General features: G+C 67.0%; 20 protein-coding genes. 13 read left to right on the top strand and 7 right to left on the bottom strand.

Annotated elements, in window-relative coordinates; genetic code table 11:
• Positions 1-120: 120 nt before the first annotated feature.
• From K6V06_RS15455 to ligD, 3 genes are all read right to left on the bottom strand, one after another.
• Positions 121-2,298, bottom strand: a complete 2,178-nt coding sequence (locus K6V06_RS15455) for a response regulator (protein WP_222244825.1) — start codon at positions 2,296-2,298, stop codon at positions 121-123.
• Between the two features lie 166 nt (positions 2,299-2,464).
• Positions 2,465-2,884, bottom strand: coding sequence for a hypothetical protein (locus K6V06_RS15460; protein ID WP_222244827.1), 420 nt, complete (start codon positions 2,882-2,884; stop codon positions 2,465-2,467).
• 42 nt (positions 2,885-2,926) lie between these two features.
• A complete protein-coding gene (gene ligD / locus K6V06_RS15465; RefSeq protein WP_222244829.1) occupies positions 2,927-5,788 on the bottom strand; it encodes a DNA ligase D in 2,862 nt (953 codons plus the stop codon).
• Positions 5,789-6,387: 599 nt separating this feature from the next.
• Here ligD and K6V06_RS15470 point away from each other — a divergent pair.
• Positions 6,388-6,762, top strand: a complete 375-nt coding sequence (locus tag K6V06_RS15470) for a hypothetical protein (protein ID WP_222244831.1) — start codon at positions 6,388-6,390, stop codon at positions 6,760-6,762.
• A gap of 102 nt (positions 6,763-6,864) precedes the next feature.
• On the opposite strand, the gene K6V06_RS15475 is transcribed toward K6V06_RS15470, so the two are convergent.
• Positions 6,865-7,080 carry a hypothetical protein gene (locus K6V06_RS15475; RefSeq protein WP_222244833.1) on the bottom strand — a complete coding sequence of 72 codons (216 nt, stop codon included), beginning with the start codon at positions 7,078-7,080 and terminating at the stop codon, positions 6,865-6,867.
• A gap of 350 nt (positions 7,081-7,430) precedes the next feature.
• Here K6V06_RS15475 and K6V06_RS15480 point away from each other — a divergent pair, with 350 nt between their 5' ends.
• Both K6V06_RS15480 and K6V06_RS15485 read left to right on the top strand, forming a co-directional pair.
• Positions 7,431-7,724 carry a hypothetical protein gene (locus tag K6V06_RS15480; RefSeq protein WP_222244835.1) on the top strand — a complete coding sequence of 98 codons (294 nt, stop codon included), beginning with the start codon at positions 7,431-7,433 and terminating at the stop codon, positions 7,722-7,724.
• 367 nt (positions 7,725-8,091) lie between these two features.
• Positions 8,092-8,484, top strand: coding sequence for a hypothetical protein (locus tag K6V06_RS15485; protein ID WP_222244836.1), 393 nt, complete (start codon positions 8,092-8,094; stop codon positions 8,482-8,484).
• A gap of 45 nt (positions 8,485-8,529) precedes the next feature.
• Here K6V06_RS15485 and K6V06_RS15490 read toward each other — a convergent pair whose 3' ends face one another.
• Entirely contained in the window at positions 8,530-9,075 is a 546-nt protein-coding gene (locus K6V06_RS15490; RefSeq protein WP_255581877.1) for a phospholipase D family protein, read from the bottom strand.
• Between the two features lie 279 nt (positions 9,076-9,354).
• On the opposite strand from K6V06_RS15490, the gene K6V06_RS15495 reads away from it, so the two are divergent.
• The 7 genes from K6V06_RS15495 to K6V06_RS15525 all read left to right on the top strand — a co-directional run bounded on the left by K6V06_RS15495 (position 9,355) and on the right by K6V06_RS15525 (position 15,295).
• Positions 9,355-9,561 (top strand): dodecin, encoded by a 207-nt coding sequence (locus tag K6V06_RS15495; protein ID WP_222244838.1) that lies wholly within the window; start codon positions 9,355-9,357, stop codon positions 9,559-9,561.
• A 437-nt stretch (positions 9,562-9,998) separates the two neighbouring features.
• Positions 9,999-10,688 (top strand): 3-oxoacid CoA-transferase subunit A, encoded by a 690-nt coding sequence (locus tag K6V06_RS15500; protein WP_222244839.1) that lies wholly within the window; start codon positions 9,999-10,001, stop codon positions 10,686-10,688.
• A gap of 19 nt (positions 10,689-10,707) precedes the next feature.
• Entirely contained in the window at positions 10,708-11,355 is a 648-nt protein-coding gene (locus tag K6V06_RS15505; protein ID WP_222244840.1) for a 3-oxoacid CoA-transferase subunit B, read from the top strand.
• A gap of 43 nt (positions 11,356-11,398) precedes the next feature.
• A complete protein-coding gene (gene pcaF / locus K6V06_RS15510; RefSeq protein WP_222244841.1) occupies positions 11,399-12,601 on the top strand; it encodes a 3-oxoadipyl-CoA thiolase in 1,203 nt (400 codons plus the stop codon).
• 242 nt (positions 12,602-12,843) lie between these two features.
• On the top strand, positions 12,844-13,575 hold the full coding sequence (locus tag K6V06_RS15515) for an SDR family NAD(P)-dependent oxidoreductase (RefSeq protein WP_222244842.1): 732 nt from the start codon (positions 12,844-12,846) through the stop codon (positions 13,573-13,575).
• 75 nt (positions 13,576-13,650) lie between these two features.
• On the top strand, positions 13,651-14,655 hold the full coding sequence (locus K6V06_RS15520; RefSeq protein WP_222244844.1) for a tripartite tricarboxylate transporter substrate binding protein: 1,005 nt from the start codon (positions 13,651-13,653) through the stop codon (positions 14,653-14,655).
• 115 nt (positions 14,656-14,770) lie between these two features.
• Positions 14,771-15,295, top strand: a complete 525-nt coding sequence (locus tag K6V06_RS15525) for a PadR family transcriptional regulator (protein WP_222244846.1) — start codon at positions 14,771-14,773, stop codon at positions 15,293-15,295.
• A 143-nt stretch (positions 15,296-15,438) separates the two neighbouring features.
• Here K6V06_RS15525 and K6V06_RS15530 read toward each other — a convergent pair whose 3' ends face one another.
• Positions 15,439-16,428 carry a nitronate monooxygenase family protein gene (locus K6V06_RS15530; RefSeq protein WP_222244848.1) on the bottom strand — a complete coding sequence of 330 codons (990 nt, stop codon included), beginning with the start codon at positions 16,426-16,428 and terminating at the stop codon, positions 15,439-15,441.
• Between the two features lie 281 nt (positions 16,429-16,709).
• Between K6V06_RS15530 and K6V06_RS15535 the strand changes: the two genes are divergently transcribed.
• Together K6V06_RS15535 and galE are read left to right on the top strand one after the other, a co-directional pair.
• Positions 16,710-17,762 carry a tyrosine-type recombinase/integrase gene (locus K6V06_RS15535; RefSeq protein WP_222244850.1) on the top strand — a complete coding sequence of 351 codons (1,053 nt, stop codon included), beginning with the start codon at positions 16,710-16,712 and terminating at the stop codon, positions 17,760-17,762.
• 54 nt (positions 17,763-17,816) lie between these two features.
• Positions 17,817-18,836 carry a UDP-glucose 4-epimerase GalE gene (galE, locus tag K6V06_RS15540; RefSeq protein ID WP_222244971.1) on the top strand — a complete coding sequence of 340 codons (1,020 nt, stop codon included), beginning with the start codon at positions 17,817-17,819 and terminating at the stop codon, positions 18,834-18,836.
• Between the two features lie 46 nt (positions 18,837-18,882).
• On the opposite strand, the gene K6V06_RS15545 is transcribed toward galE, so the two are convergent.
• A complete protein-coding gene (locus K6V06_RS15545; RefSeq protein WP_222244851.1) occupies positions 18,883-19,188 on the bottom strand; it encodes an H-NS family nucleoid-associated regulatory protein in 306 nt (101 codons plus the stop codon).
• A gap of 796 nt (positions 19,189-19,984) precedes the next feature.
• Between K6V06_RS15545 and K6V06_RS15550 the strand changes: the two genes are divergently transcribed.
• Positions 19,985-21,973 (top strand): bifunctional diguanylate cyclase/phosphodiesterase, encoded by a 1,989-nt coding sequence (locus K6V06_RS15550; protein ID WP_222244852.1) that lies wholly within the window; start codon positions 19,985-19,987, stop codon positions 21,971-21,973.
• Positions 21,974-22,067: the final 94 nt, after the last annotated feature.

Genomic DNA, 22,067 nt, shown 5'->3' on the forward strand with positions numbered 1-22,067 from the left:
TTGCAGGTCCGTTGTGGAAGGGATGAACCGGCCCGCCACCGGCGCCGCAAAGGCGGCACCGGGGCGGCGCCGGGGCGGCACCGAGCGGGAACGAAGCGTCGTTGCGCCCGGGGAGGGCCGTCAGGCGCGCTGCGGCGGCGGTGGGGGAACGTCGCCCGGCGGCGGGTCCATGACCGGCTCGTGCGGCTCGATATCGGGCACCTCCGGTTCCGGGGTGACGGGAGGGGTATCCGGGGTTTGATCGGGTTCCGGTGTCGTATGCATCCGCATGTTCTCCTGTCCGGCGCGCATCGCCGGGTTGTCGCCATGGTCGGTTCCGTCGCCGCCGGTAACGCCGTCCTGGGGTCCGGCCTGCTCCAGCAGGCGCGCCAGAACTTCAAGATCGACGGGCTTGGTCAGATGGCCGTCGAAGCCGGCGGCCTTGGTTCGCAGCTTGTCGCCCGGCTGGCCATAACCGGTCAGGGCGACGAGTTTCATGCCGCGCAGCTCGGGGATCGCCCGCAACCGCTGGGCGATCTCGAAGCCATCCATGCCGGGCATGCCCAGGTCGAGCAGCACCAGTTCGGGCTTGTACTTGACCGCCCGGACGATTGCCGCGGCGCCGTCCAGCGCCGTGATGACGGTGTGACCCTGTGCCTCCAGCGTCATTGCCATGGCTTCGAGCGCATCGACGTTGTCATCCACCACCATCACCGTGCGCGGATGCCCCGCGGACGCGCGCCGGCTGCCAAGGGCCGGCTGCCAGCTGCGCCACGGCTGCACGGGCAGCTGCACGATGAAGCTGCTGCCATGCCCGGGCCCGAGGCTTTCCACCGAGAGGCGGCCGCCGTGCATGCTGACCAGCCGGTGTACCAGCGACAGGCCAATGCCCGGACCATTGCCGCCGCCGCTGATGGCGATGGTGCCGTCGTCCGCCTGGCTGTCGAAGGCTTCGCGCAGCCCCTGCAGGCGTTCGGGCGACAGGCCGGTGCCGTTATCGGTGACCTTGATCGTGACGAAGCCCTGATCCGATTGCGCCTCGATCGTCAGCACGCCGTCCGGCGGCGTGTACTTGGCGGCGTTGTTCAGCAGGTTGCCGAAGATCTGCGTCAGGCGCACCAGGTCGCCGCGCACCGGCATCGGCCCCTCCGGCACCGACAGCCGCAGCGTGTGGCCGCGCGACTCGATCAGCGGGCGGACCGTCTCGACCGCGGTACTGAGCGCGGAACGCAGCTCGACCAGGTCGTCGCGCAGCGTGATGGTGCCCCGCGTGAAGCGCGAGATGTCCAGCAGGTCGTCGACCAGCCGGGTCAGGTGGTAAAGCTGGCGGGCGATAATGTCGCGGGCCTTGAAACTGTCCTCGCGGGAGGGCGCGCAGTGCATCAGCAGGTCCGCGGCCGAACGCATCGGCGCGAGCGGGTTGCGCAGTTCGTGCACCAGCATGGCAAGGAAGTCGTCCTTGCGGCGCTCCTCGTCGCGCAGCATCTTTTCGGCGCGCTTTTGCTGCGTGATGTCCTCGCAGACGCCGACCACGCGGTAGAACTCGCCGGCCGCGTTGGTCACCGGAAAGGCGCGGGCGCGCACATCGCGCAGTTCGCCGTCGCCCCGGATCAGCGTGAATTCGATGTCCATGCGGCCGTCGCGCAGCACGCCCTGGCAGGCCTGCTCGAAGCGCTCCCGGTCGGGCTCGGCGATCCACTGGAAGCAGCCGCGGCCGCGCTGGTGCAGCTCCTGCACGGCGTGGCCGGTCAGCGCGTCGAAGGACGGGCCGACGAACAGGAACTTGCGCTCGCTCGGATCGAAGATCCACAGCACGTCGGACAGGTTGTCCGCCAGTTGCTGGAACAGGAACTCGTTGTCGCGCAGCGCCTGGGAGGTGCGATGGAAGGCCTCCTCGGCCTGCCGCAGCCGCAGCAGCGCCTTGACGCTGGAGACCAGCTCCTCCGGCTCGACCGGCTCGACCAGGTAGCTGTCGGCGCCGTGGTCCAGTGCCTGCACGCGATGCCGGGGGTCGGTGCCGGTCCCGGAGGTATGCAGGATCAGCGTGCGGCAGCTCTGCGCATCGTCCTTGATGATGCGGCACACCTCGAGGCCGTCGATATCCGGCAGCTTCAGGTCCAGCAGCACCAGGTCAGGCGCATAGCGGCGCACCAGGGACAGCGCGGATTCGCCGGTGGCGGCTTCCAGCACCGCATAGTCGGCTTGCCGCAGAATCCGTCCCTTGATATAGCGGGCGCCCTCGTTGTCGTCTACAACCAGCACGAGAGGACGGTGGTCGCCACGGTTCCCCGCGTACGGTCGATGATCGATAAGACTCATTTTTATCTCGCCTGAGGACTGTCACCCGGGCAACGTTTGCAAGACAGCATCAGGCCCCGGACCCCCGCGCTGCCGCGCTTTGTAAGATTTACCACTTCAGCTCTCCAACTCTTGTAGTTGATTCCAGGCCACTTTATTTAATGGAAAGCGCTCATCTCTCCGCTTTCTAGCGGCGTTTTGCTTCGCCGGAATGGGCTTCCGCGCTCGGCGCGGTGCCGCCATGCGGGCCGCTCGGGCTCACTTCCGCCGCTTTTTGCGATACCTCGGAGGGTGGCGTGCGCGCCGTTGTCTGGCTGCCCTCGCCGAACCGCGCGGCAAGGTCATCCTGCACGCGGGCGAGCGCGTCGGCCTGTTGTTTGGCGGCTTCCGCCTCCTTGGCCTTGCGCGCGTCGGCGGCGCGCTGCTGCTCCTCGGTCGGCGCCGGGAGGCGGGCATGGAGGACACCGGAAGCGAGGGTCAATGCCAGTACGGCAGCGATACGGCCGGCATGGCGGCCAAGGGCGTGGTCACGGTTCATGATGGTCTCGCGCAGAATGCAAAAATCCGAAGCATGCAGTTGCATACCTGGCGAAGTGGCAAGAACCATGCCCCCTCCGTCCCCGGAGGAAGAGGGGGGCGGAAGGAGGGGTCAGTCTCCCTGCAGCAGCCGGATTGCCTTGCCCAGGGGCTGGCGGGTTGCCGCGTAGTCAGCCCAGGGATCGTTGCCGGCCATTTCGGCGACACGCTCGGCGCCGTTGGCGATCGTCCAGTGCGCCCCGGAGGTCAGGGTCGGCAATTCTTCCCAGCGCACCGGGATGGACACGCCGAGGCCCGGCCGGGCGCGGGCGGAGAAGGCCGCCGCCGTGGTTGCCCCGCGCCCGTTGCGCAGATAGTCGATGAAGATCCGGCCGACCCGGTTGCGCGGGCCACTCTTGGCGACGAAGCGTTGCGGGATGGTGCGGGCGATCTGCTCGACGACCGCCTGGGCGAAGGACTTGACCGGATCCCATTCGAGACGCTTGGCGATCGGCACCACGACATGCAGCCCCTTGCCGCCGCTGGTCTTGAGGAAGCCGACGAGGCCAAGCTCCTCCAGGAACCCGCGCACCAGCGCCGCCGCCTCGACCACATGCTGCCAGGGCACGCCTTCGCCCGGATCCAGATCGAAGACGATGCGGTCCGGTTTTTCGATGGTCCGTTTGTCCGCATTCCAGGTATGGAACTCGATCACGTTCAGCTGGGCCGCGGCGACGATCCCTTGCGGGGTAGCCACTTCGATCATCGGCGGGTGGCCGGGCCATAGCGACGGATCGAGCCGGCGAATCCCCGCGATGTTCATGGTTTCGGCGTGCTTCTGGAAAAAAAGCTCGCCGCCGACGCCGGAGGGGCCGCGCACGACCGCCAGCGGCCGGCCCTGCAGCTCGACGAACATGCGCTCGGCAACGGCCTCGTAGTAGTGCACCAGGTCGCCCTTGGTGGCGCCCGTGGAGGGATCGATCACGCGGTCGGCGTGGCTGATCCGCACCCCGGAGGCGGTACGCGAGGCGGTGCCGCCCGCCTTGCCCTTGCTCCTGGCAGCCGGCTTTGCAGCACGCTTGCGCTGGTCGTTGTCCTCGTGGTTGTCCTCGCGGTTGTCCTCGTCCAGCGTTTGCGGCGGCGGCACCGCCTTCTCGCGGCCGATCGAGGTCGGGCTCTTGTCGGCGCGCAGACCGTGGAAGACGGCATGGCGGATCAACCCTTCCCGCGTCCAGGAGCCGAACGAGACTTCCGCGATGGTCCTGGGACGGACCCAGATTCCCTTTACCCGCGTTCCCGCAGGCATGCGTTCGAAAGGAGACTGGTCGGTGCGCAGCGCCTCCAGTCGCTCGCGCAGGGCCTGCAGCATGTCCGTGTCGAAACCGGTGCCGACCTTGCCCGCGTATACCAGCCGACCCGCTTCGTCGTGAATGCCGAGCAGCAGCGCGCCCAGGCCGGTGCGGGTACCGGCCGGCTCGGTGAAGCCGCCGATGACGAACTCCTGCCGCTCGCTGCATTTGAGCTTGATCCAGCTGTTCGAGCGGCCGCTGACATACGGCGCGTCAACCCGCTTGCCGATCAATCCTTCGAGCCGCATCCGGCAGGCGGCGGTCAGGATTTCCTCGGGACCGGCCTCGAAGCTCTCGCTGAAACGCACGTGCGCGGACACGTTGTGGGTTTCGAAGAGACGGCGCAGCACCGCACGCCGCTCGGCGAGGGCGACCTTGCGCAGGTCGTAGCCATCGTGAAAGGGCAGGTCGAAGACGAAGAAGTCGATGGACTCGGTGCGTGAGTTGTCGAAGGCGTTCTGCAGCGCCTGGAAGTCGGTGGTGCCGTCCTTGCCGATCACGACGATTTCGCCATCGAGCCATGCCGAGGGCAGTTTCATCGCCGCGATCGCGCGCGCCAGCGTCTTCAGCTTGGCCGTCCAGTCGTGCCCGTTGCGCGTGAAGAGGCGGACATCGTCGCCCTCGATGCGTGCGAGCAGGCGGTAGCCGTCGAACTTCACCTCATAGAGCCAGTCTTCCGGGCGCGCTGGCGGACCCTGGACCAGGGTCGCCAGCTGCGGCGCCAGCGTCAGCGGCAGCGCCGCCGGGCGCGCGCCCTCCGGCACGGGCGTATCGTCTGCCTTGCGATTGCGAGCGCGCGTCTTGCCCGCGGTGGCGTCCGCCGGCTTCTGCTCGTCCTTGCCGGCGCCGCGCGCCTTCGTCTTCGTCTTCGTCTTCCCGCCCTCGCTCGCCGCGGGATCGGACGACGTGGCCAGCACGCTGTCCGGCAGCGCGGCCGTGATGTCGAATTCGGACGCGGGACGGGCCGCTTCGTCGCGCTCCTTGATCAGCAGCCACGGCTCCTGCCGCTCATCGCCGCGGCCTTTCATCCGCACCAGCGTGAAGCCGCCCTGCAGCTTCTCGCCTTCCAGGCGGAACTTGAGCTTGCCATCGCGATAGCCCTGATGCGGATCGCCTTCCGGTATCCACACCCCACGGTCCCAGACGATGACCGTGCCGGCGCCATACTGCTTCTCGGGAATGACGCCCTCGAAGGTCGCGTACTCGAGCGGGTGGTCCTCGACATGCACGCTCATCCGTTTGTCCGCCGGGTCCAGGCTTGGCCCTTTCGGGATCGCCCAGCTCTTGAGCGTGCCGTCCAGCTCCAGCCGGAAGTCGTAGTGCAGGCGCCGAGCCGCGTGCTTCTGCACGACGAAGGACAGCGCCTGCGGCGCATTGCGGGCGGACTTGCGCACGCCAGCTTGCACCGGCGCCCCGGACGGCTCGGCCGTCGTGCCGAAGTCGCGCATCTTGCGATAGCGCTGCAGCGCATCCTCCTGCGCCGGTGCTTGCGCGGCGCGGGCCGCCGCGCGCGGCTGCCTGGCCTTTGCACTGCCGGCTGCCGCGGTCGTGCGGCGCTTGCGGGTGGCAGAGCCGGCCGCCGTTGCCGGTGGGGCGGCGCCTGTGCCCGTCTTTGCGGCGGATTTGCCGGTGCGTGAGGTTGCCATCGGTCGGCTCCTTGCGAGCGGCGTCGTAACTCGTCCGCCGCGCCGGTCACGGGGCGGGCGGTTGCGGTCGCGCCGCGTTGTGCCTTTTCAAGTTTCTCCCTTGCTTATAGAAAATGCGACACCGCCGGAACATCCGCAGCGGTCCTACAGGCGTGTCGGCGAAGCCGCCGGCTTGTCGTCCAGGTGCGCGCATCGGGGCGGGGAACATCTGCACCGCTACGTAAAAACTACGAGCGGCGCGGCGGGTTTGCCCGCGCCGCTGCGCAGGAGTGCGGCACGGATCGAGGGCTTGCGATGCCGTTCCGGAGGCGTCACGCAAATGCCATATTCCCTTGTGTCTACTGGCTTCCCGTGCTCTCGCAGTCGTTCGCACAGCGGTGCCGATGGCGCTGGAGCGAAAAAAACTGGCATGCGTTTCGCGTTGACTGCCTGGCAAGCCGGACCTGCCGGTGGCGCTTCGCGAACCGCCGCAAAGCCTGCCAGAAGGTCTGTTCATCCAACGATGCCGTGGGACCGGCTGTCGCTGACGGGGCGCATCATCGCGCGTCGTTTTTTACGGCACCGGGGCATTCATGGCAAGCATCACAGGAGCGATATCTATGACCATCCGAACCGTTCTCGGCACGACCCTTGCCGCCCTCGCAATGACTGCAACCGGCGCCGCGCTGGCGCAGTCGTCGTCGATGGGCGAGCAAGGCTATCAGGGCGGCACCGCGGGGCACCAAGGCAGCTCCGCCGTCGGCGGCACGCGCGATCCGTACAGCAGCGGTGCGCGCTCCACCGACAGGTTCGACCCGTACACGCAGGGCGCCAACCAGTCGACGCAACAGAATCTGCAGCCGATGGGCAGCAGCGACCAGATGATGTCGGGCCGCTACGACCCGCGCATGGAGAACCGGGATACCCATTATCGCGACCTGGACTCGCTGGGCTCGCGCACCGGCATGCGCAGCCATTTCCTGGACGGGGCCTGATCGTTAAGGGCCGGTCCACGGAATGACGAACGCCCGCTGACGCGGGCGTTTTTTCGTCCTGCAAGCGGTGCGGACCGGGGCGGCCCGCAAGGCTGCGTCCGTCTACCGCATCGGCGGGAAGACATACCAGCCCCCGTCCCGGTGACGGAAGAAGACGATGGAGAACAGGCGGCCGGCGTGCTCGGCGGCGACGCAGGCATAGGGCACCCGCAATGCCGTGTGGCCGAAGCGCGTGACGCGCGGTGGGTTGGCATCGGAGAGCGGCAGCCATTTGCGGGCGACCGCGTGCAGGGAAAGAGGCCGGTTGGAAGTCTTCATTGCGCTCGCCATCCTCCTGGAGGGATTGACCGGCAGGTGCCGCGCTGCATGACACCGGCGGCCTATGTCATGCAGCATAGACATCCGCACGCAGGGGCTGCGTCGGTGTGTTGCGCGCAAACGACTAGGAGGTTTGCGAATCGACCTGTCGGCACGAGGATGACAGTGGGGAATCAAAGGCGGGTGGCGAGGCCGCTGACGCGGGCGCTCTGCAAAGGAAAACGGGACCGTACCCGAAGGTATCGGTCCCGTCCGTCGGCCCGCTTCATCGAAGCGTCCGTCCACACTCAGGTGGGTTCAAGCCAGGGCTGGCTTGCGGGGGGTGCTCCCAGCAGCAGGCGCCGGCGTTATTGCTTGCGCTGCTGGTCCTGCTGGCCCTGCTGTCTGTTCTGCTGCTGGTTTTGCTGATTCTGCTGTTGATTCTGCTGCTTCTGCTGGTCCTGCTGATTCTGCTGATTCTGCTGGTTTTGTTGATTCTGCTGGTTTTGCTGGTTTTGCTGATTCTGCTGGTTCTGCTGGTTCTGGCCCTGCGACGACTGGCCGCCCTGTTGTTGCTGTTTCATTACCTGCCTCCATCAGCGGCTGGATGCCGCATGCCTTATCGGTGCAACGGACATGCCAAGTCAAACGCCCGCCGGCAATAACCTGCGCCGAACCGACCCTTGTGCCTGCAAAAGGTAAGTAGTCGGCGCCTCACCCCGCCGAACTCCTCGTCGCTGTTGGCAGGGGATGGAGGAAGAGGCACGGCATCGGATTGCGCCCCCGTTCGGCCGGCGTGGACCTTCACGATCGGGATTGGCGCCGGCAGGGGCGCCACTCCCGCCGTACCGGTACTTTTTGCAAGCGCAGCCCAAGGGGGGCCGGCGATGCAGGTCGGTGTCTTTCAGTCCGCAACGAAAATCGCGCTTTTTCCGCGCCTTCCGGCACGGGTATGGCGTTTGCGTGGTTTCCTCAACGTCTGACATTCGCCGCGCGCGGGATTGCCCGCCACGGCCAGCAAGCGGAGGAACGATGAACACGACACAGAACCAGTCCCCGGAGGCTCAGGCCACGAAGTCTGCGCAGACCACCGGGCCCACCGCGGCAAAGGGCGACACCGGCGCCGCCAATAGCGGCAGCACCAGCGGCCGCGACGGTGGCCCCGAGGGACGCTCGCCCACCGGCGCCGAACCCGAACGTTCGGGGCAGGACCCGGGCACCATGGCGCAGAAGGCCGGCGGCGAGCCGCTGCCGCGCATGCCGCACGAGCGCGACGAATCGCATCAGAGCCAGCATACCGGCGCCCGCCCGGTGGGGCGGCAGGCGGCCAGCGATCTCGAACGCGGGCTGGAGGAAACCGATCTCTATGGCTCGCGAGGCCAGCGTCAACCGCGCGGCCCTGCGGGCGGCGATGCCAACGATTGATGCGGACTGGTGCCGGAACGCTCAGCAGCTGTCTTGGGCAGGCGGTCAGTACGGCTCGGACAACCGGTGCCGCGTTTCCCAGTTGTGCAGGTAACGGGCAACCAGGCGCTGATCGCCGCGGATCAGGATGCCGTTCTCGGTGTTGCGCTCTTCCGCGGCCTTGGTGAAGTTGAACGAGCCGGTAAAGACGGCCTCGCCGTCAAAGATCATCACCTTGTTGTGGGCGATCGCGGGCCGGCGGTCGATCACCACCTCGATCCCCTGGTTCTTCAGGAAGGTCGCGCTGGTGTAGCGAGCCGAGGCCTGGCTCTTGTCGACGATGACGCGCACCTTGACGCCGCGTTTTCTTGCACGCAGCAACGCTTCGGCGATTGGCTTGCTGGTAAACGAATAGGCCTGGATCAGCAGCGTGCGGCGGGTGGCGCCGATCGCGTCGATCAGCATCGACTGGCAGCTCTCCCCGTCGGGAGTGAAACACAGCGCGTAGGTGGCCCCTTGGGCGAAGCCGCGGGTACCGGCGGGCGTGGCTTCCGGTAGCGGCGCATTCTGGGACACGGTGCGCGCCTGCAGGGAGGCGGCCGCAAGCAGCATGGCGACGCAAAGGGACGATGCAAGCAGGCGCCGCAATGCACGCCGCGATTCAGGCGGACACGGCATGGAGCGGCGCACCTCGGAGGCAGCCGCAACGGACAGGAAAGGCATGAACGGTTCTACAGCAACGGCCGTCGCGGCGAGCCGGTCCTCGAGAGGAGCGGCCGGCGTTGCGACGAAACACATGGGTAACAACAACGGCCGGCAAGGCTAGCAGCGCACACGCATCGGCGCAAGCCGTGTACTGCACACCGGAAGGCCTCAAAAATGGAGAAAGCGATGACCAATCACACCTACAAGCTCACCGAGATCGTCGGCTCGTCGCCGGACGGCTGCGATGCCGCCATTCGCAGCGCGCTGGCCAAGGCATCCGAATCGATCAAGAACATGGACTGGTTCGAGGTCAGCGAGATCCGCGGCCATATCGTTGACGGCCAGGTCGGCCACTATCAGGTGACGCTGAAAGTCGGCTTCCGCGTGGAATAGCCCACCGCGTCCCTGGGCGCCTGCGCGCCCAGCGGCGGGCCGCCTGGCCTGCCGCCTCACCTCCCGTTCTTGCCCTCTGCCGCGCCGCCCCTGCGCGGCTGCCGGCGCTTGCCTTGACCCGGTTCCGGCCGAGGTGTACCCTTCCGATTGTTCTGTTCATTCTGCGAATTGAAGTTCGCATACCGAACATTTCGCTTCGCCACCACAACAAGAGCCTGCTCGAACGGGCCGCTGGCAACGCCAATGACCTTCCTCCTCGATGGGCAACCAGCCCTTTGCTTGCGAGCGGAGCCGATTGGCGCAGGATTTTGTGCGTGCCGTCTGTCGCGGCGCGTTCGATCACTCGCCAGGCAACCACCGGAGACAGCGTTCCGTGCGGCCGCAAGCGCCGCCATGGCCGGCCCCGGTAGTCGCCGGCCTTTCGTACTGGAACGACATTGATCAACAAGCTATATGACTCGGTGGAAGCGGCGGTAGCCGACGTCCATGACGGTGCCACCGTGATGATCGGCGGCTTCGGGCTCGCCGGCATGCCGGCACAACTGATCGACGCGCTGATCGAGCAGGGCGCCCGCGACCTGACCATCGTCAACAACAACGCCGGCAACGGCGAGACCGGTCTTGCGGCGCTGCTCAAGGCCAAGCGCGTGCGCAAGATCATCTGCTCGTTCCCGCGCCAGGTCGATTCCTACGTGTTCGACTCGCTGTATCACGCTGGCGAGATCGAACTCGAACTGGTGCCGCAGGGCAACCTCGCCGAGCGGATCCGCGCGGCGGGCGCCGGCATCGGCGGTTTCTTCACCCGCACCGCGTACGGCACTCCTTTGGCCGAAGGCAAGGAAACGCGCATCATCGACGGCAAGGGCTATGTGTTCGAAACGCCGATCCATGCCGACTTCGCGCTGATCAAGGCCGACAGCGCGGACCGCTGGGGCAACCTGACCTACCGCAAGACCGCCCGGAATTTCGGCCCGATCATGGCGATGGCCGCCAAATGCGCCATCGTGCAGGTCAGCCGCGTGGTCGAACTGGGCGAACTGGATCCGGAGCACATCGTGACGCCGAGCCTGTTCGTCAAGCGCGTGGTGCAGGTCAACGACACCGCCGGCGCCAGCGCCGCGGCCTGATCCGGAAAGGAGAACCGATATGCAACGCCTGACTCGTGATCAGATGGCTGCGCGCGTGGCGCGCGATATTCCCGATGGCGCGGTGGTCAACCTCGGCATCGGCCTTCCCACGCTGGTTGGCAACCATCTGCCCGCCGACCGCGAAATCCTGCTGCACAGCGAGAACGGCCTGCTCGGCATGGGCCCGGCGCCGGCGCCCGGCGAGGAGGACGGCGACCTGATCAACGCCGGCAAGCAGCCGGTGACCATCAAGGCCGGCGGCGCCTACTTCCACCATGCCGACTCGTTCGCGATGATGCGCGGTGGCCACCTGGACTATTGCGTGCTCGGGGCCTTCCAGGTGTCGGCAACCGGCGACCTGGCGAACTGGCATACCGGCGCGCCGGGCGCGATTCCGGCTGTCGGCGGCGCGATGGACCTGGCGATCGGCGCCAAGCAGGTGTTCGTGATGATGGAACACCAGACCAAGCAGGGCGAGAGCAAGATCGTGCCGCAGTGCTCCTATCCGCTGACCGGCATCGGCTGCGTGACCCGTATCTATACCGATCTGGCTACCATCGACGTGACGCCGGACGGACTGGTGGCACGCGACCTCGTCGAGGGCCTGTCGTTCGACGAGCTGCAACGCCTGACCGGCGTGCCCCTGAAGCAAGGCGTGCCCGCCTGAGAACGGCGCGTACCCACCATTGACGACCAAGGAAGAGACAACCATGACCGAAGCCTTTATCTGCGACGCCATCCGCACCCCCATCGGCCGCTACGGCGGCAGCCTGTCCGCGGTGCGCGCGGACGATCTGGGCGCGGTCCCGCTCAAGGCCCTGATGGCCCGCAACCCGGATCTGGACTGGTCCGCCATCGATGACGTGATCTACGGCAACGCCAACCAGGCCGGCGAAGACAACCGCAACGTCGCCCGCATGTCGCTGCTGCTGGCCGGCCTGCCGCAGGACGTGCCAGGCGCGACCATCAACCGCCTGTGCGGCTCGGGCATGGACGCCACCGGCACCGCTGCCCGTGCGATCAAGTCCGGCGAAGCGAACCTGATGATTGCTGGCGGCGTGGAAAGCATGAGCCGCGCGCCGTTCGTGATGGGCAAGGCCACCACCGCCTTCTCGCGCAATGCGGAAATCTTCGATACCACCATTGGCTGGCGTTTCATCAACCCGGCGATGCGCGCGGCCTACGGCGTCGATTCGATGCCGGAGACGGCCGAGAACGTCGCCACCGACTACAAGATCAGCCGCGAAGACCAGGATCTGATGGCCCTGCGCAGCCAGGAGAAGGCCTCGCGTGCGCAGGCCGACGGCACGCTGGCGCAGGAAATCACCGCGGTGACGATCCCGCAGAAGAAGGGCGAGGCGATCGTGGTCGAGCGTGACGAGCACCCGCGTGCGACCAGCATGGAAGCGCTGGCCAAGCTGCGCGGCGTGGTGCGTCCGGACGGCACCGTGACGGCCGGCAATGCGTCGGGCGTCAACGACGGCGCGTGCGCGCTGCTGCTGGCCAGCGAAGCGGGCATCAAGCAGCACGGCCTGACCCCGCGTGCCCGCATCGTCGGCATGGCGACGGCCGGCGTGGCGCCGCGCGTGATGGGCATCGGCCCGGCACCGGCAACCCAGAAGCTGCTCAAGCAACTGGGCATGACGATGGACCAGATCGACGTGATCGAGCTGAACGAAGCGTTCGCCGCGCAAGGCCTTGCCGTGCTGCGCCAGCTGGGCGTGGCCGACGACGACGCGCGCGTCAATCCCAACGGCGGCGCGATCGCGCTGGGTCACCCGCTGGGCATGAGCGGCGCGCGCCTGGTCACCACCGCGATGTACCAGCTGCACCGCACCGGCGGCCGCTTCGCGCTGTGCACGATGTGCATCGGCGTGGGCCAGGGCATCGCCATGGTGATCGAGCGCGTCTGATCCGCAGCAGGGGCGGCGCCGCGGATGACGGCGCGGCCCTCAAGTTTTGCTGCAGTGCGCCGTTATTCCCTCTGTGCCGGACAGTGCAGCACGCGCTGCCGGCGCAATAAAAACGGTCAGTACCGCAGCTTCGCAGATTTCCCAACGCAGCAAGCTTTGCGGCCGGGGCCGACTGGCTCGCCGGTCCCGCCGCATCCTTTCTCCCGGCGTTCCGGACCAGAATGTCCGGCATGGAGTATGTGATGTCTCTACCCGTTGCCACCGTTGTCACCGGTGCAAGTTCCGGCATCGGTCGCGCCATCAGCGAAATGCTGCTGGCCGATGGCACGACCCAGGTGGTCAATATCGACTATGCCGCTCCGGCGTGGTCGCATCCGAACATGACGTTCTTCCAGGCGGACCTGACCAGCGCGGAAGCGACGCGCGCGGTAGCCGCGGAAGTGACGTCCCGCTTCGCCGTCACGCGGCTGGTCAACAATGCTGGCGCCACGCGCCCCGGCACGGCCGACAGCGCGACCGTCGACGATCTCGATTACGTGGTTGGCCTGCATCTGCAGGCGAGCCTGCTGCTGACCCAGGCCTGCCTGCCCGCGATGCGCGCGGCCGGTTTTGGCCGCATCGTCAACATGTCCTCGCGCGCGGCGCTGGGCAAGCCCGAGCGCGTGGTCTATTCCGCCACCAAGGCCGGCATGATCGGCATGACCCGCACGCTGGCGATGGAGCTGGGTAGTGACGGCATCACCGTCAACGCCATCGGCCCCGGTCCGATCGCCACCGAGCTGTTCCGCAAGAGCAATCCCGACGGCAGCGAGCAGACCAGGCGCATCCTTGCCAGCATTGCCGTCAAGCGCATGGGCACGCCGGAGGATGTCGCACGGGCGGCGCTGTTCTTTCTGTCGCCGGAAAACGGTTTCGTCACAGGACAAGTGCTATATGTCTGCGGCGGTACCACGTTGGGTGTCGCGCCGGTCTGAGCGCGTCGCCGTTTGGCAGTAGAGGCCCAAGGGACCACAAGGCCCGAGGGGCACCGAGGTAAAACTGGAGCAACAATGAAGTACACCAATTCGACTCAGGCGCGTCGCCGCCTGCTGGCCGCCGGCGTCGCGCTGGCAGCCACTTTCGCCGGGATTTCCGGCAGCGCCATGGCGCAGGGCACCTATCCGACCAAGCCGATCACGATGATCGTGCCGTTCTCCGCTGGCGGTACCACCGATATCCTGGCGCGCATCGTCAGCCTGCAACTGGGCAAGGCGCTGGGCCAACCGGTCGTGGTGGACAACCGTCCGGGAGCGGGCGGCAACATCGGCGCCTCGCTGGCGGCCAAGGCCGGCGGCGATGGCTACACGCTGTTCATGGGCACCATCGGCACGCACGCCATCAACCAGTCGCTGTATTCCAAGCTGCCGTACGACCCGGTGAAGGACTTCGCGCCGATCACCCGTATCGCGATGGTGCCGAACCTGGTCGTCGTCAATCCGCAGGTGCCGGTCAAGACCGTCAAGGAACTGATCGCCTACGTGAAGGCCAATCCGGACAAGCTGAGCTACGGTTCGTCGGGCAGCGGCTCGTCGATGCACCTGTCGGGTGAGCTGTTCAACTCGATGACCGGCCTGAAGATCCAGCACATCCCCTACAAGGGCAGCGCTCCCGCGGTCAACGACCTGCTGGGCAACCAGATCGGCCTGATGTTCGACAACCTGCCGTCGTCGCACCAGCACGTCAAGGCTGGCAAGCTGCGTCCGCTGGCCGTGACCTCGGCCAAGCGCTCGCCGGCGCTGCCGGATGTGCCGACCGTCGCCGAAGCCGGCGTGCCGGGCTACGAGGCGACCTCGTGGTTCGCGCTGTACGCCACCGGCGGCACGCCCAAGGCCATCGTCGACCGTCTGAACGCCGAAGTGGTGAAGATCCTCGCCATGCCGGAAGTGCAGAAGCAGATGGCCGGCCAGGGCGCCGAGCCGCACCCGGAAAAGCCGGAGCAACTGGCTGCCTTCATGAAGGCCGAGGCCACCAAATGGGCCAAGGTCGTGAAGGATTCGGGCGCGACGGTGGACTGATCGCGCAAGCGACGCCTCCGAGCGAGAAAGCCGGCCCGCGGGCCGGCTTTTTCTTTGCCCGCATGCGCTACCATTGGCGCTTGCGCGCCAGCCCGGCGCGATCTCTTCCGGCCGCATGTCGATCCAGCACGCCCTGTTGACCTCCCTGTTGGAAAAGCCGTCCTCCGGCTACGAACTCGCGCGTCGCTTCGACAAGTCCATCGGCTATTTCTGGCACGCCACGCATCAGCAGATCTATCGCGAGCTGGGCAGGATGGCCGAACGCGGCTGGATCGCCGCGCAGGACGACGACGGCGATGCGCGCATGCGCAAGAAGACCTATAGCGTGATGCCCGCCGGCCGCGAGGAACTGGTGCGGTGGGTGCAATCGCCCACCGCGGGACTGGACCAGCGCGACGAAATCCTGGTCAAGCTGCGGGCCGATGCGGTGGCGGGTCCGCTCGGACTGCGCGACGAAATGCACAGGATGATCGCCCTGCATCAGGAAAGGCTGGACACCTATCGCGCCATCGAGCAGCGCGACTTCACCGGACGCGAACTGGACCGCGCGCAGCAGCTCCAGCTTGCGCTGTTGCGCCGGGGGATCCGGTACGAGGAGGACTGGGTGCAGTGGGGTCGGGAGTTGTTGCCGCTGCTGTGAGCTGCGGTCGGGACCAACCCCTCTCCCCGACCCTCTCCCCTTGAAGGGGAGAGGGGGAACACCCACAGGATACGGAGTCCCCCGCTAGCTTGCTCCCCTCTCCCGCTCGCGGGAGGGGGGCCGGGGGAGAGGGACAGCAGCGCTCAGGCGGCCGAAGCCGCCCCTTCGTAGCTCGCCGTGGCCAGCTGCAGCCGCTGCCGCGCCTGCGCATATTCCTGGGCGAAGCGCTCCACCAGTTCGGCCGCCGGCACGATCCGCTTGATCGAACCGACGCCCTGGCCGGCGCCCCAGATGTCCTTCCACGGCTTGACCCGGTTCGAACCGAAGTTCATTGCCGTCGGGTCCGAGGCGGGAAGCGCCTCCGGATCGAGGCCGGCGTTGACGATGCTCTGCCGCAGGTAGTTGCCGTGCACACCGGTAAAGAGGTTGGAGTAGACGATGTCAGAGGCGTTGCTGTCGACGATCATCTGCTTGTACGCCGGCTGCGCGTTGGCCTCCTCGGTCGCGATGAAGGCCGAACCGACATAGGCCAGGTCCGCGCCGGCAGCCTGCGCCGCCAGGATGGCGTCGCCGCTGGCGATCGCGCCCGACAGCAGCAGCGGACCATCGAACCACTCGCGGATCTCGTGCAGCAGCGCGAAGGGCGACTGCACGCCCGCATGACCGCCCGCACCCGCCGCCACCGCGATCAGGCCGTCTGCGCCCTTGTCGATCGCCTTGCGTGCAAAGGTGTTGTTGATGATGTCATGCAGCACGATGCCGCCATACGAATGCACCGCATCGTTGACCTCGACGCGGGCGCCCAGCGAGGTAATGACGATGGGCACCTTGTAGCGGACGCACAGTTCCAGGTCGTGCTCGAGCCGGTCGTTGGACTTGTGCACGATCTGGTTGACCGCGAACGGCGCCGCCGGGCGGTCAGGGTGGCGCGCATCGTGCTCGGCCAGTTCGGTCGTGATCCGGTCCAGCCACTCCTCCAGCTGGCTCGCCGGCCGCGCGTTCAGCGCAGGGAACGCGCCGACCACGCCGGCCTTGCACTGTGCGATGACCAGATCCGGGTTCGAAATGATGAACAGCGGCGAGCAGACCATGGGCAGGCGCAGCCGGTTTTGCAGCACGGGAGGCAGGGACATGACGGGATACCGAAGACGGATTGACGGAGCTTCCGCTGCCACGCGGAAGGGCCTTGCAAGCGATCGAGCGGGCACGATGCCGGGCATCGCCATTCGCTATGCAACCAGTTGCATACTGGCTTCGCAAGGTAGCACGTGCCCCGCCACGTTTCAATAGAGGCTGGCATCGACAATCGGCGAAGCCGGTCGGCTTCGGGGCGCCAGAGCGGTTCGGCGCACATTGCGCGGCGGCCGGGTTGCTACAATGCCCGGGTAGCGAATCTGCGCACTCTGCCGACCCCATGATTTCCCTTTCCCCCTCGCCGGCGCCGGACGAGCGCGACTTGTTTGCCGGCGATCTGGCGAGCTGGCGCGCGGATCCGGCCCAGGCCTTCGACCACTGGATGGCGTCGCGCGGCTTCGGCCAGCGCACCGCCGTGGTTTACCGGGCGATGTGGGGCAAGTGGTTGCGCTGGGCGGCCGGACGCGGACTGGCGCCGCTGGCCTGGTCGTCGGCCGAGATCGCCGCCTTTCTTGACGCGCAGGACCTGCACAAGCGTCATCGCTATCGCTACGCCAGGCTGATCGAGCGGGTCTTTCACCATCTGGCGCTGTTGCAATCGGGGCTGCATAACCCCGGCAGCCAGGCGGTACGCAGCCATCTTGCCGAAGGGGAGAATGACCCGACCGCCTTCCTGCTGCCGGCCGAGCGCGACGCACTGATCGGCAAGCTGTTGGCGCCGGCGGCGGCGCCGACCGGGCCCGACGGCGACGAGCCGCCCCGCAAGCTGTCGCCCACCGCCTGGAAACGCGCGCGGGATGTCGCCTTGCTGGCGGTCCTGCTCGGTGCAGGCCTGAAAGTGGGCGAGGTCCGCACGCTACGGCTGGACCAGCTTGCCGCGGACGGTGGCGAAATCGCCATGACGCGCCCCGAGAACGGCCGGACTTACCGCGTGCCGGTCTTCTCCTTTGCGCGCGCCCCGCTGCTCGCCTGGCTGGCGGTGCGCCAGGCTGGCGGTACGCTCGGGCAACTGGTCTTTCCGGCGCAACCCGGCGGGCGCCCCCTGCACGCCGTGTCGCTGTACCGGCGTGTCGAGCGCCTGCTGGAGGAAGCGGGTGTGCTGCAGTCGCGTACGGAGCGGGCGTCGCCGCAGACCTTGCGCAATAGCTACGCTGCGCTGCATTTCGAGAACGGCGAACCGCCCGCCGAGGTCGCTGCCTACCTCGGCCTGCGGGACGTGGAATCGGGATGGCGCCTGCATGCCGCCCATGCCGCCTGGCTGGCGCGCAGCGGCCTGCTCGCGGCCGGCCAGCTGCCGCCGGACCTCGCCTCTCCAGGGGCCGGGCGACGCTGACCGCGCGTTACCATGGCGCCCGTGCACGAACATTCAATCGAGAACCCAACGACAATGCCAGACACCTTGCTGTTGACCGGAGCCACCGGCTATATCGCTTCCCACACCTGGGTCGCGCTGCTCGAAGCCGGCTACCACGTGATCGGACTGGACAATCTTTGCAACAGCAGCCGCACGGTGGTGGAGCGGATCGCCACCATCAGCGGGCGCACTCCGGATTTTGTGCAGGGCGATGTGCGGGACCGCGCGCTGCTGGACCGGCTCTTTCGTGAGCACGATGTCGCTGGCGTGATCCATTTCGCGGCGCTGAAGTCGGTCGGGGAGTCGGTATCGATGCCGCTCGCCTACTACGACAACAATATGAACAGCCTGCTGACACTCTGCGCGGCGATGCAGGAAGCCGGGTTGCGGCAGCTGGTGTTCAGTTCTTCGGCAACTGTTTACGGAAATCCGCATACCGTCCCCATCCAGGAGGATTTTCCGCTTTCCGCCACCAATCCCTATGGCCAGACCAAGCTGATGGGCGAGCAGGTGTTGCGCGACCTGGAGCGATCGGACCCGTCCTGGCGTATTGCCTATCTGCGCTATTTCAATCCGGTCGGCGCGCATGCCAGCGGCCTGATCGGCGAGGACCCGCGCGGCGTGCCGAACAATCTGATGCCCTATGTGGCGCAGGTAGCGGCCGGACGGCGGGAAAGGCTGATGGTATTTGGTGGCGATTATCCGACTCCGGACGGAACCGGCGTGCGCGACTACATCCATGTCTGCGACCTCGCAGATGGCCATCTGGCGGCACTGCGCTATTTGAGCGGACAGGCGAAGGGGCTGACGGTAAACCTGGGCACCGGCCGCGGCTATAGCGTGCTGGAAGTGGTCCGCGCCTATTCGCAGGCGAGCGGCAAGGAGATTCCCTACGACATCGTCGCGCGCCGTCCGGGAGATATTGCGAGCTGCTATGCCGATCCCGCCCTGGCCGAACAGCTTCTCGGCTGGCGTGCCCAGTACGACCTGGACCGGATGTGCGTCGACTCCTGGCGCTGGCAGTCGATGAACCCGCTCGGGTTCGAGGGTTGAATGGCAACGGCCGGCGCATCGCACCGGCCGTTGCCCGTCCTGCCGATCAGCGAACCAGGAAGTCTTCGATCGACTTGCCGGCGGCGAGGGCCTGCGTCAGCCAGCCCGGCCGCTTGCCGCGGCCGGTCCACGTATTGCCCGCGTTGTCGCGATAACGCACCGGCACCTTGCGGCTGGCTTTCTTGCCCGGCGCGGGCTTGCCGCCAAAACCCAGATCGTCCGCGGTAAGACCATATTCCTCGATTTTCTTCCGGATATCGTCGATTACTGCGGCCTGCTCGCGGGCCTTGATCTCTTCGGCCTGCTTCTGTAGTTCGCTGATTTTCTGAACGATTTCCTGGTAGGTGGGCATCCGAGACCTCGAAGTGAGTGAGTATGTGGAACGGGATGAATTATATCCGTCCGGGTAAGCACTGCAAATACCGGACACAAGTCGGTACATTTCTCTAACAAAATCGAGCGAATCGATTTCCACTGAACTTTACCCGATGATCGCGGTCGTGTCCGGCCGCAAGCCGCGAAACGTGCGCAAATAAGCCCGACTCTTTTGAATACTGACCGGAAGCCGGTCCTGGCCGGGATGCGACGCGCATTTTTTATTTGCGAAATAAAAGGCAATTAATCTAAGGGCGTGCTCCCGCACCCCGTCGGCAAGGTCTGTAGCATGGCCGCTGTCTGCTCCCCAAAGGGACGTTACGCCTCAAGGAACAGGGAGCGGCGCCGTTATCACCAGAACGCCGACAGCCGTTGTCGCCCCGCATGCGGGAGCGGCGGCGGTTTCGAACACTCGATTGCATCGTCATGTCAACCCTTGCCCCTTTGCCGAGCCATGCCCCTTCCTGCGGCGATGCGTGCCGTGCTGGCGCCATGGCGGCCACTGCAGGCGGGGTGATGCACGGCGGGCCGTGGTGGAAGCGGCCGACCTCGCACGGTGGCCCCCTCCTGTGCTACCTTCCCGCGGGCAAGTGGCGTTTTGGTGGTATTTGGCGCCGCGGGGCACCGAACACACCCGCATCGCCCCGGTTTCCGGGCAGTCTGTTGTCACGTGGCACGCGCGAGGGCGCCAGCCACGTTTTTTTGTCGTTATCCGCCGCATGCGGACAGGGCCGGCTCTTGCGAGCCGGCCCTGAAGATCATCCGCGCTGCGCATGTCCGATATGAGTATTAGCGTTCTGCTGCTCGCTGCCCTGATGGGACTCGCCGCCGGCCTGGGCCTGCTGGGCGGGCGCGATGGCCATGGCCGTCTGGTGCGGCTGTTCGCCGTTGCCACTGGGCTGGTCGCGCAAGCGCTGGTCGGCTTGCCGTTCTGGGCAGCACTGGCCTCTGGCGTGGTGCCCGGTACCCGCAAGCTGGGCGAGGCGTTCGTGAGCCTGATTGCCGGCCTCATCGCCGCGTACCTGCTGGACTGGTTCCAGCGCGGCGTCCTCTACTGGCGTGGTGCCGCGATGGTGGCGACCATGGCCGGCGCTACCCTGATTGCCGGCGTCGGTGTCACCCTGGGCCGGCAGTGCGGTGGCTCGTCCGGTTCCGCGGTCAGCTGCCTGAATTCGAATATGGTGCACCCCGGCTGGTTCGCGCTGGGCCTGGCTTTGCTCGCCACCACGGCCTTCGTGCTGCTGATGCTGCTGCAACGCCGCCAGACCGTCGCAAGGGGCGACCCCGAAGGAGACGAATTGCATCTGGAGGGAAGCGAGCGCGGGGCGCTCGCACCGGCCGGCGGCGCTCCACTGATGGCGGCCGGCGCCATGCAGAGCCTGCTGCCGCTGCGCATGACGCGGCGGCCCGGGCGCGCGCCAGGGCAGCTGACGGTGCGCGCGACCGGCCGTGGCCACGCGCCGGTGGGCGAATACCGCGTGGCGACCGAGTTGCCCGACCGCACTGCCTTCGCGCGCTGGCTGGACAAGTCGATGGCGCAGGCCCGCCTGTCGGAAACGAGTTGCGCCGTGCTGCTGGTGCATATCGCCGACTTCCGCGAGGTCGACGAAGTGTTCGAGGTGCGGGCCGACGACATCCTGGCGCAGGACGTCGGCGCACTGGCGCAGGCCGTGCTCGAGCCGCACGATTTCCTCGCGCGTCTTGCCCGCGACGAGTTCGCCGTCGGGGTGCCGGCGCCGCTGGGGTCCAACCGGGCGCAGGAAGTCAGCGCCAGGCTGCTGCTGTCGCTGGGCGAGTTCGTCGCGGCGCGGGGGCTGCAGATGCAGATCGGCATCAATATTGGTATCGCCATCCACCCGCGCGACGCGCAAAGCTCCGAAGCGCTGCTGCAGGCCGCCCGCGTGAGCCTGGCGGAGGCGCGCGAAAGCGGCTCCAACCAGGTGCGCACCTTCAATACCGCCGCCGGCGAGCGGGCGCGACGCCTGCGCGTGATTCGCCGCGACCTTTGGCTTGCGATCCAGGATGACGGACTGTCGCTGGAGTACCAGGGCAAGTTCGCGGTGGACCGGCGCACGCTGATCGGCGCCGAGGCGCTGTGCCGCTGGCGTCATCCGACGCTGGGCGCGGTGAACCCGGCCGAATTCATCATGGTGGCGGAGCAGTCCGGCCAGATCGACAAGCTGGACGACTGGGTGATCGCCAGCGTCTGCCGCCAGGTGCGGCAGTGGCAGGATGCCGGGCTGCCGGTCGTGCCGGTGGCCATCAATGTGTCGGGCCTGCGTTTCGCCAGCCGGGACTTCCCCAATTATCTGCTGGACCAGATCCACCAGCACGACATCCCGCCGTCGGCCATCACCCTGGAGATCACCGAGACGGCGGCGATGAAGGACATCGCGCAATCGCTGGAGACCCTGGTGGAACTGCAGGCGCGTGGCATTCATGTGGCGCTGGACGACTTCGGCAGCGGTTATTCGAGCCTGGGCTATCTGAAGCGCCTGCGCGTGGGCACGCTGAAGATCGACCGCACGCTGATCGGCGGGCTGGAGTCGGATGCGCAGGGCCGCGCCATCGTCAGCTCGATGATCGCGCTGGCCCACGAGCTGCGGATGCGCGTGGTTGCCGAGGGCGTCGAATCGGCCGCCCAGCTCGACATCCTGGCTCGCATGGGTTGCGACGAGGTGCAGGGCTACCTGCTGGCCCGCCCCGTGGAAGCGACCGCCTTTGCCGCGCTGCTGGCCGATCCCCGGCCGGTACGTCTTTGATTCCCTTCCGGCCCGGACGCTAAAGAAGCGATCCGGGCCGCCGATAAGACGGGTAGCGCACAGCGTTGCCGGGGTCTTGTCTGATCCCACCTCG

Origin of the sequence: Cupriavidus sp. AU9028 (assembly GCF_019795295.1) — a bacterium.
Taxonomy (GTDB): Bacteria; Pseudomonadota; Gammaproteobacteria; order Burkholderiales; family Burkholderiaceae; genus Cupriavidus.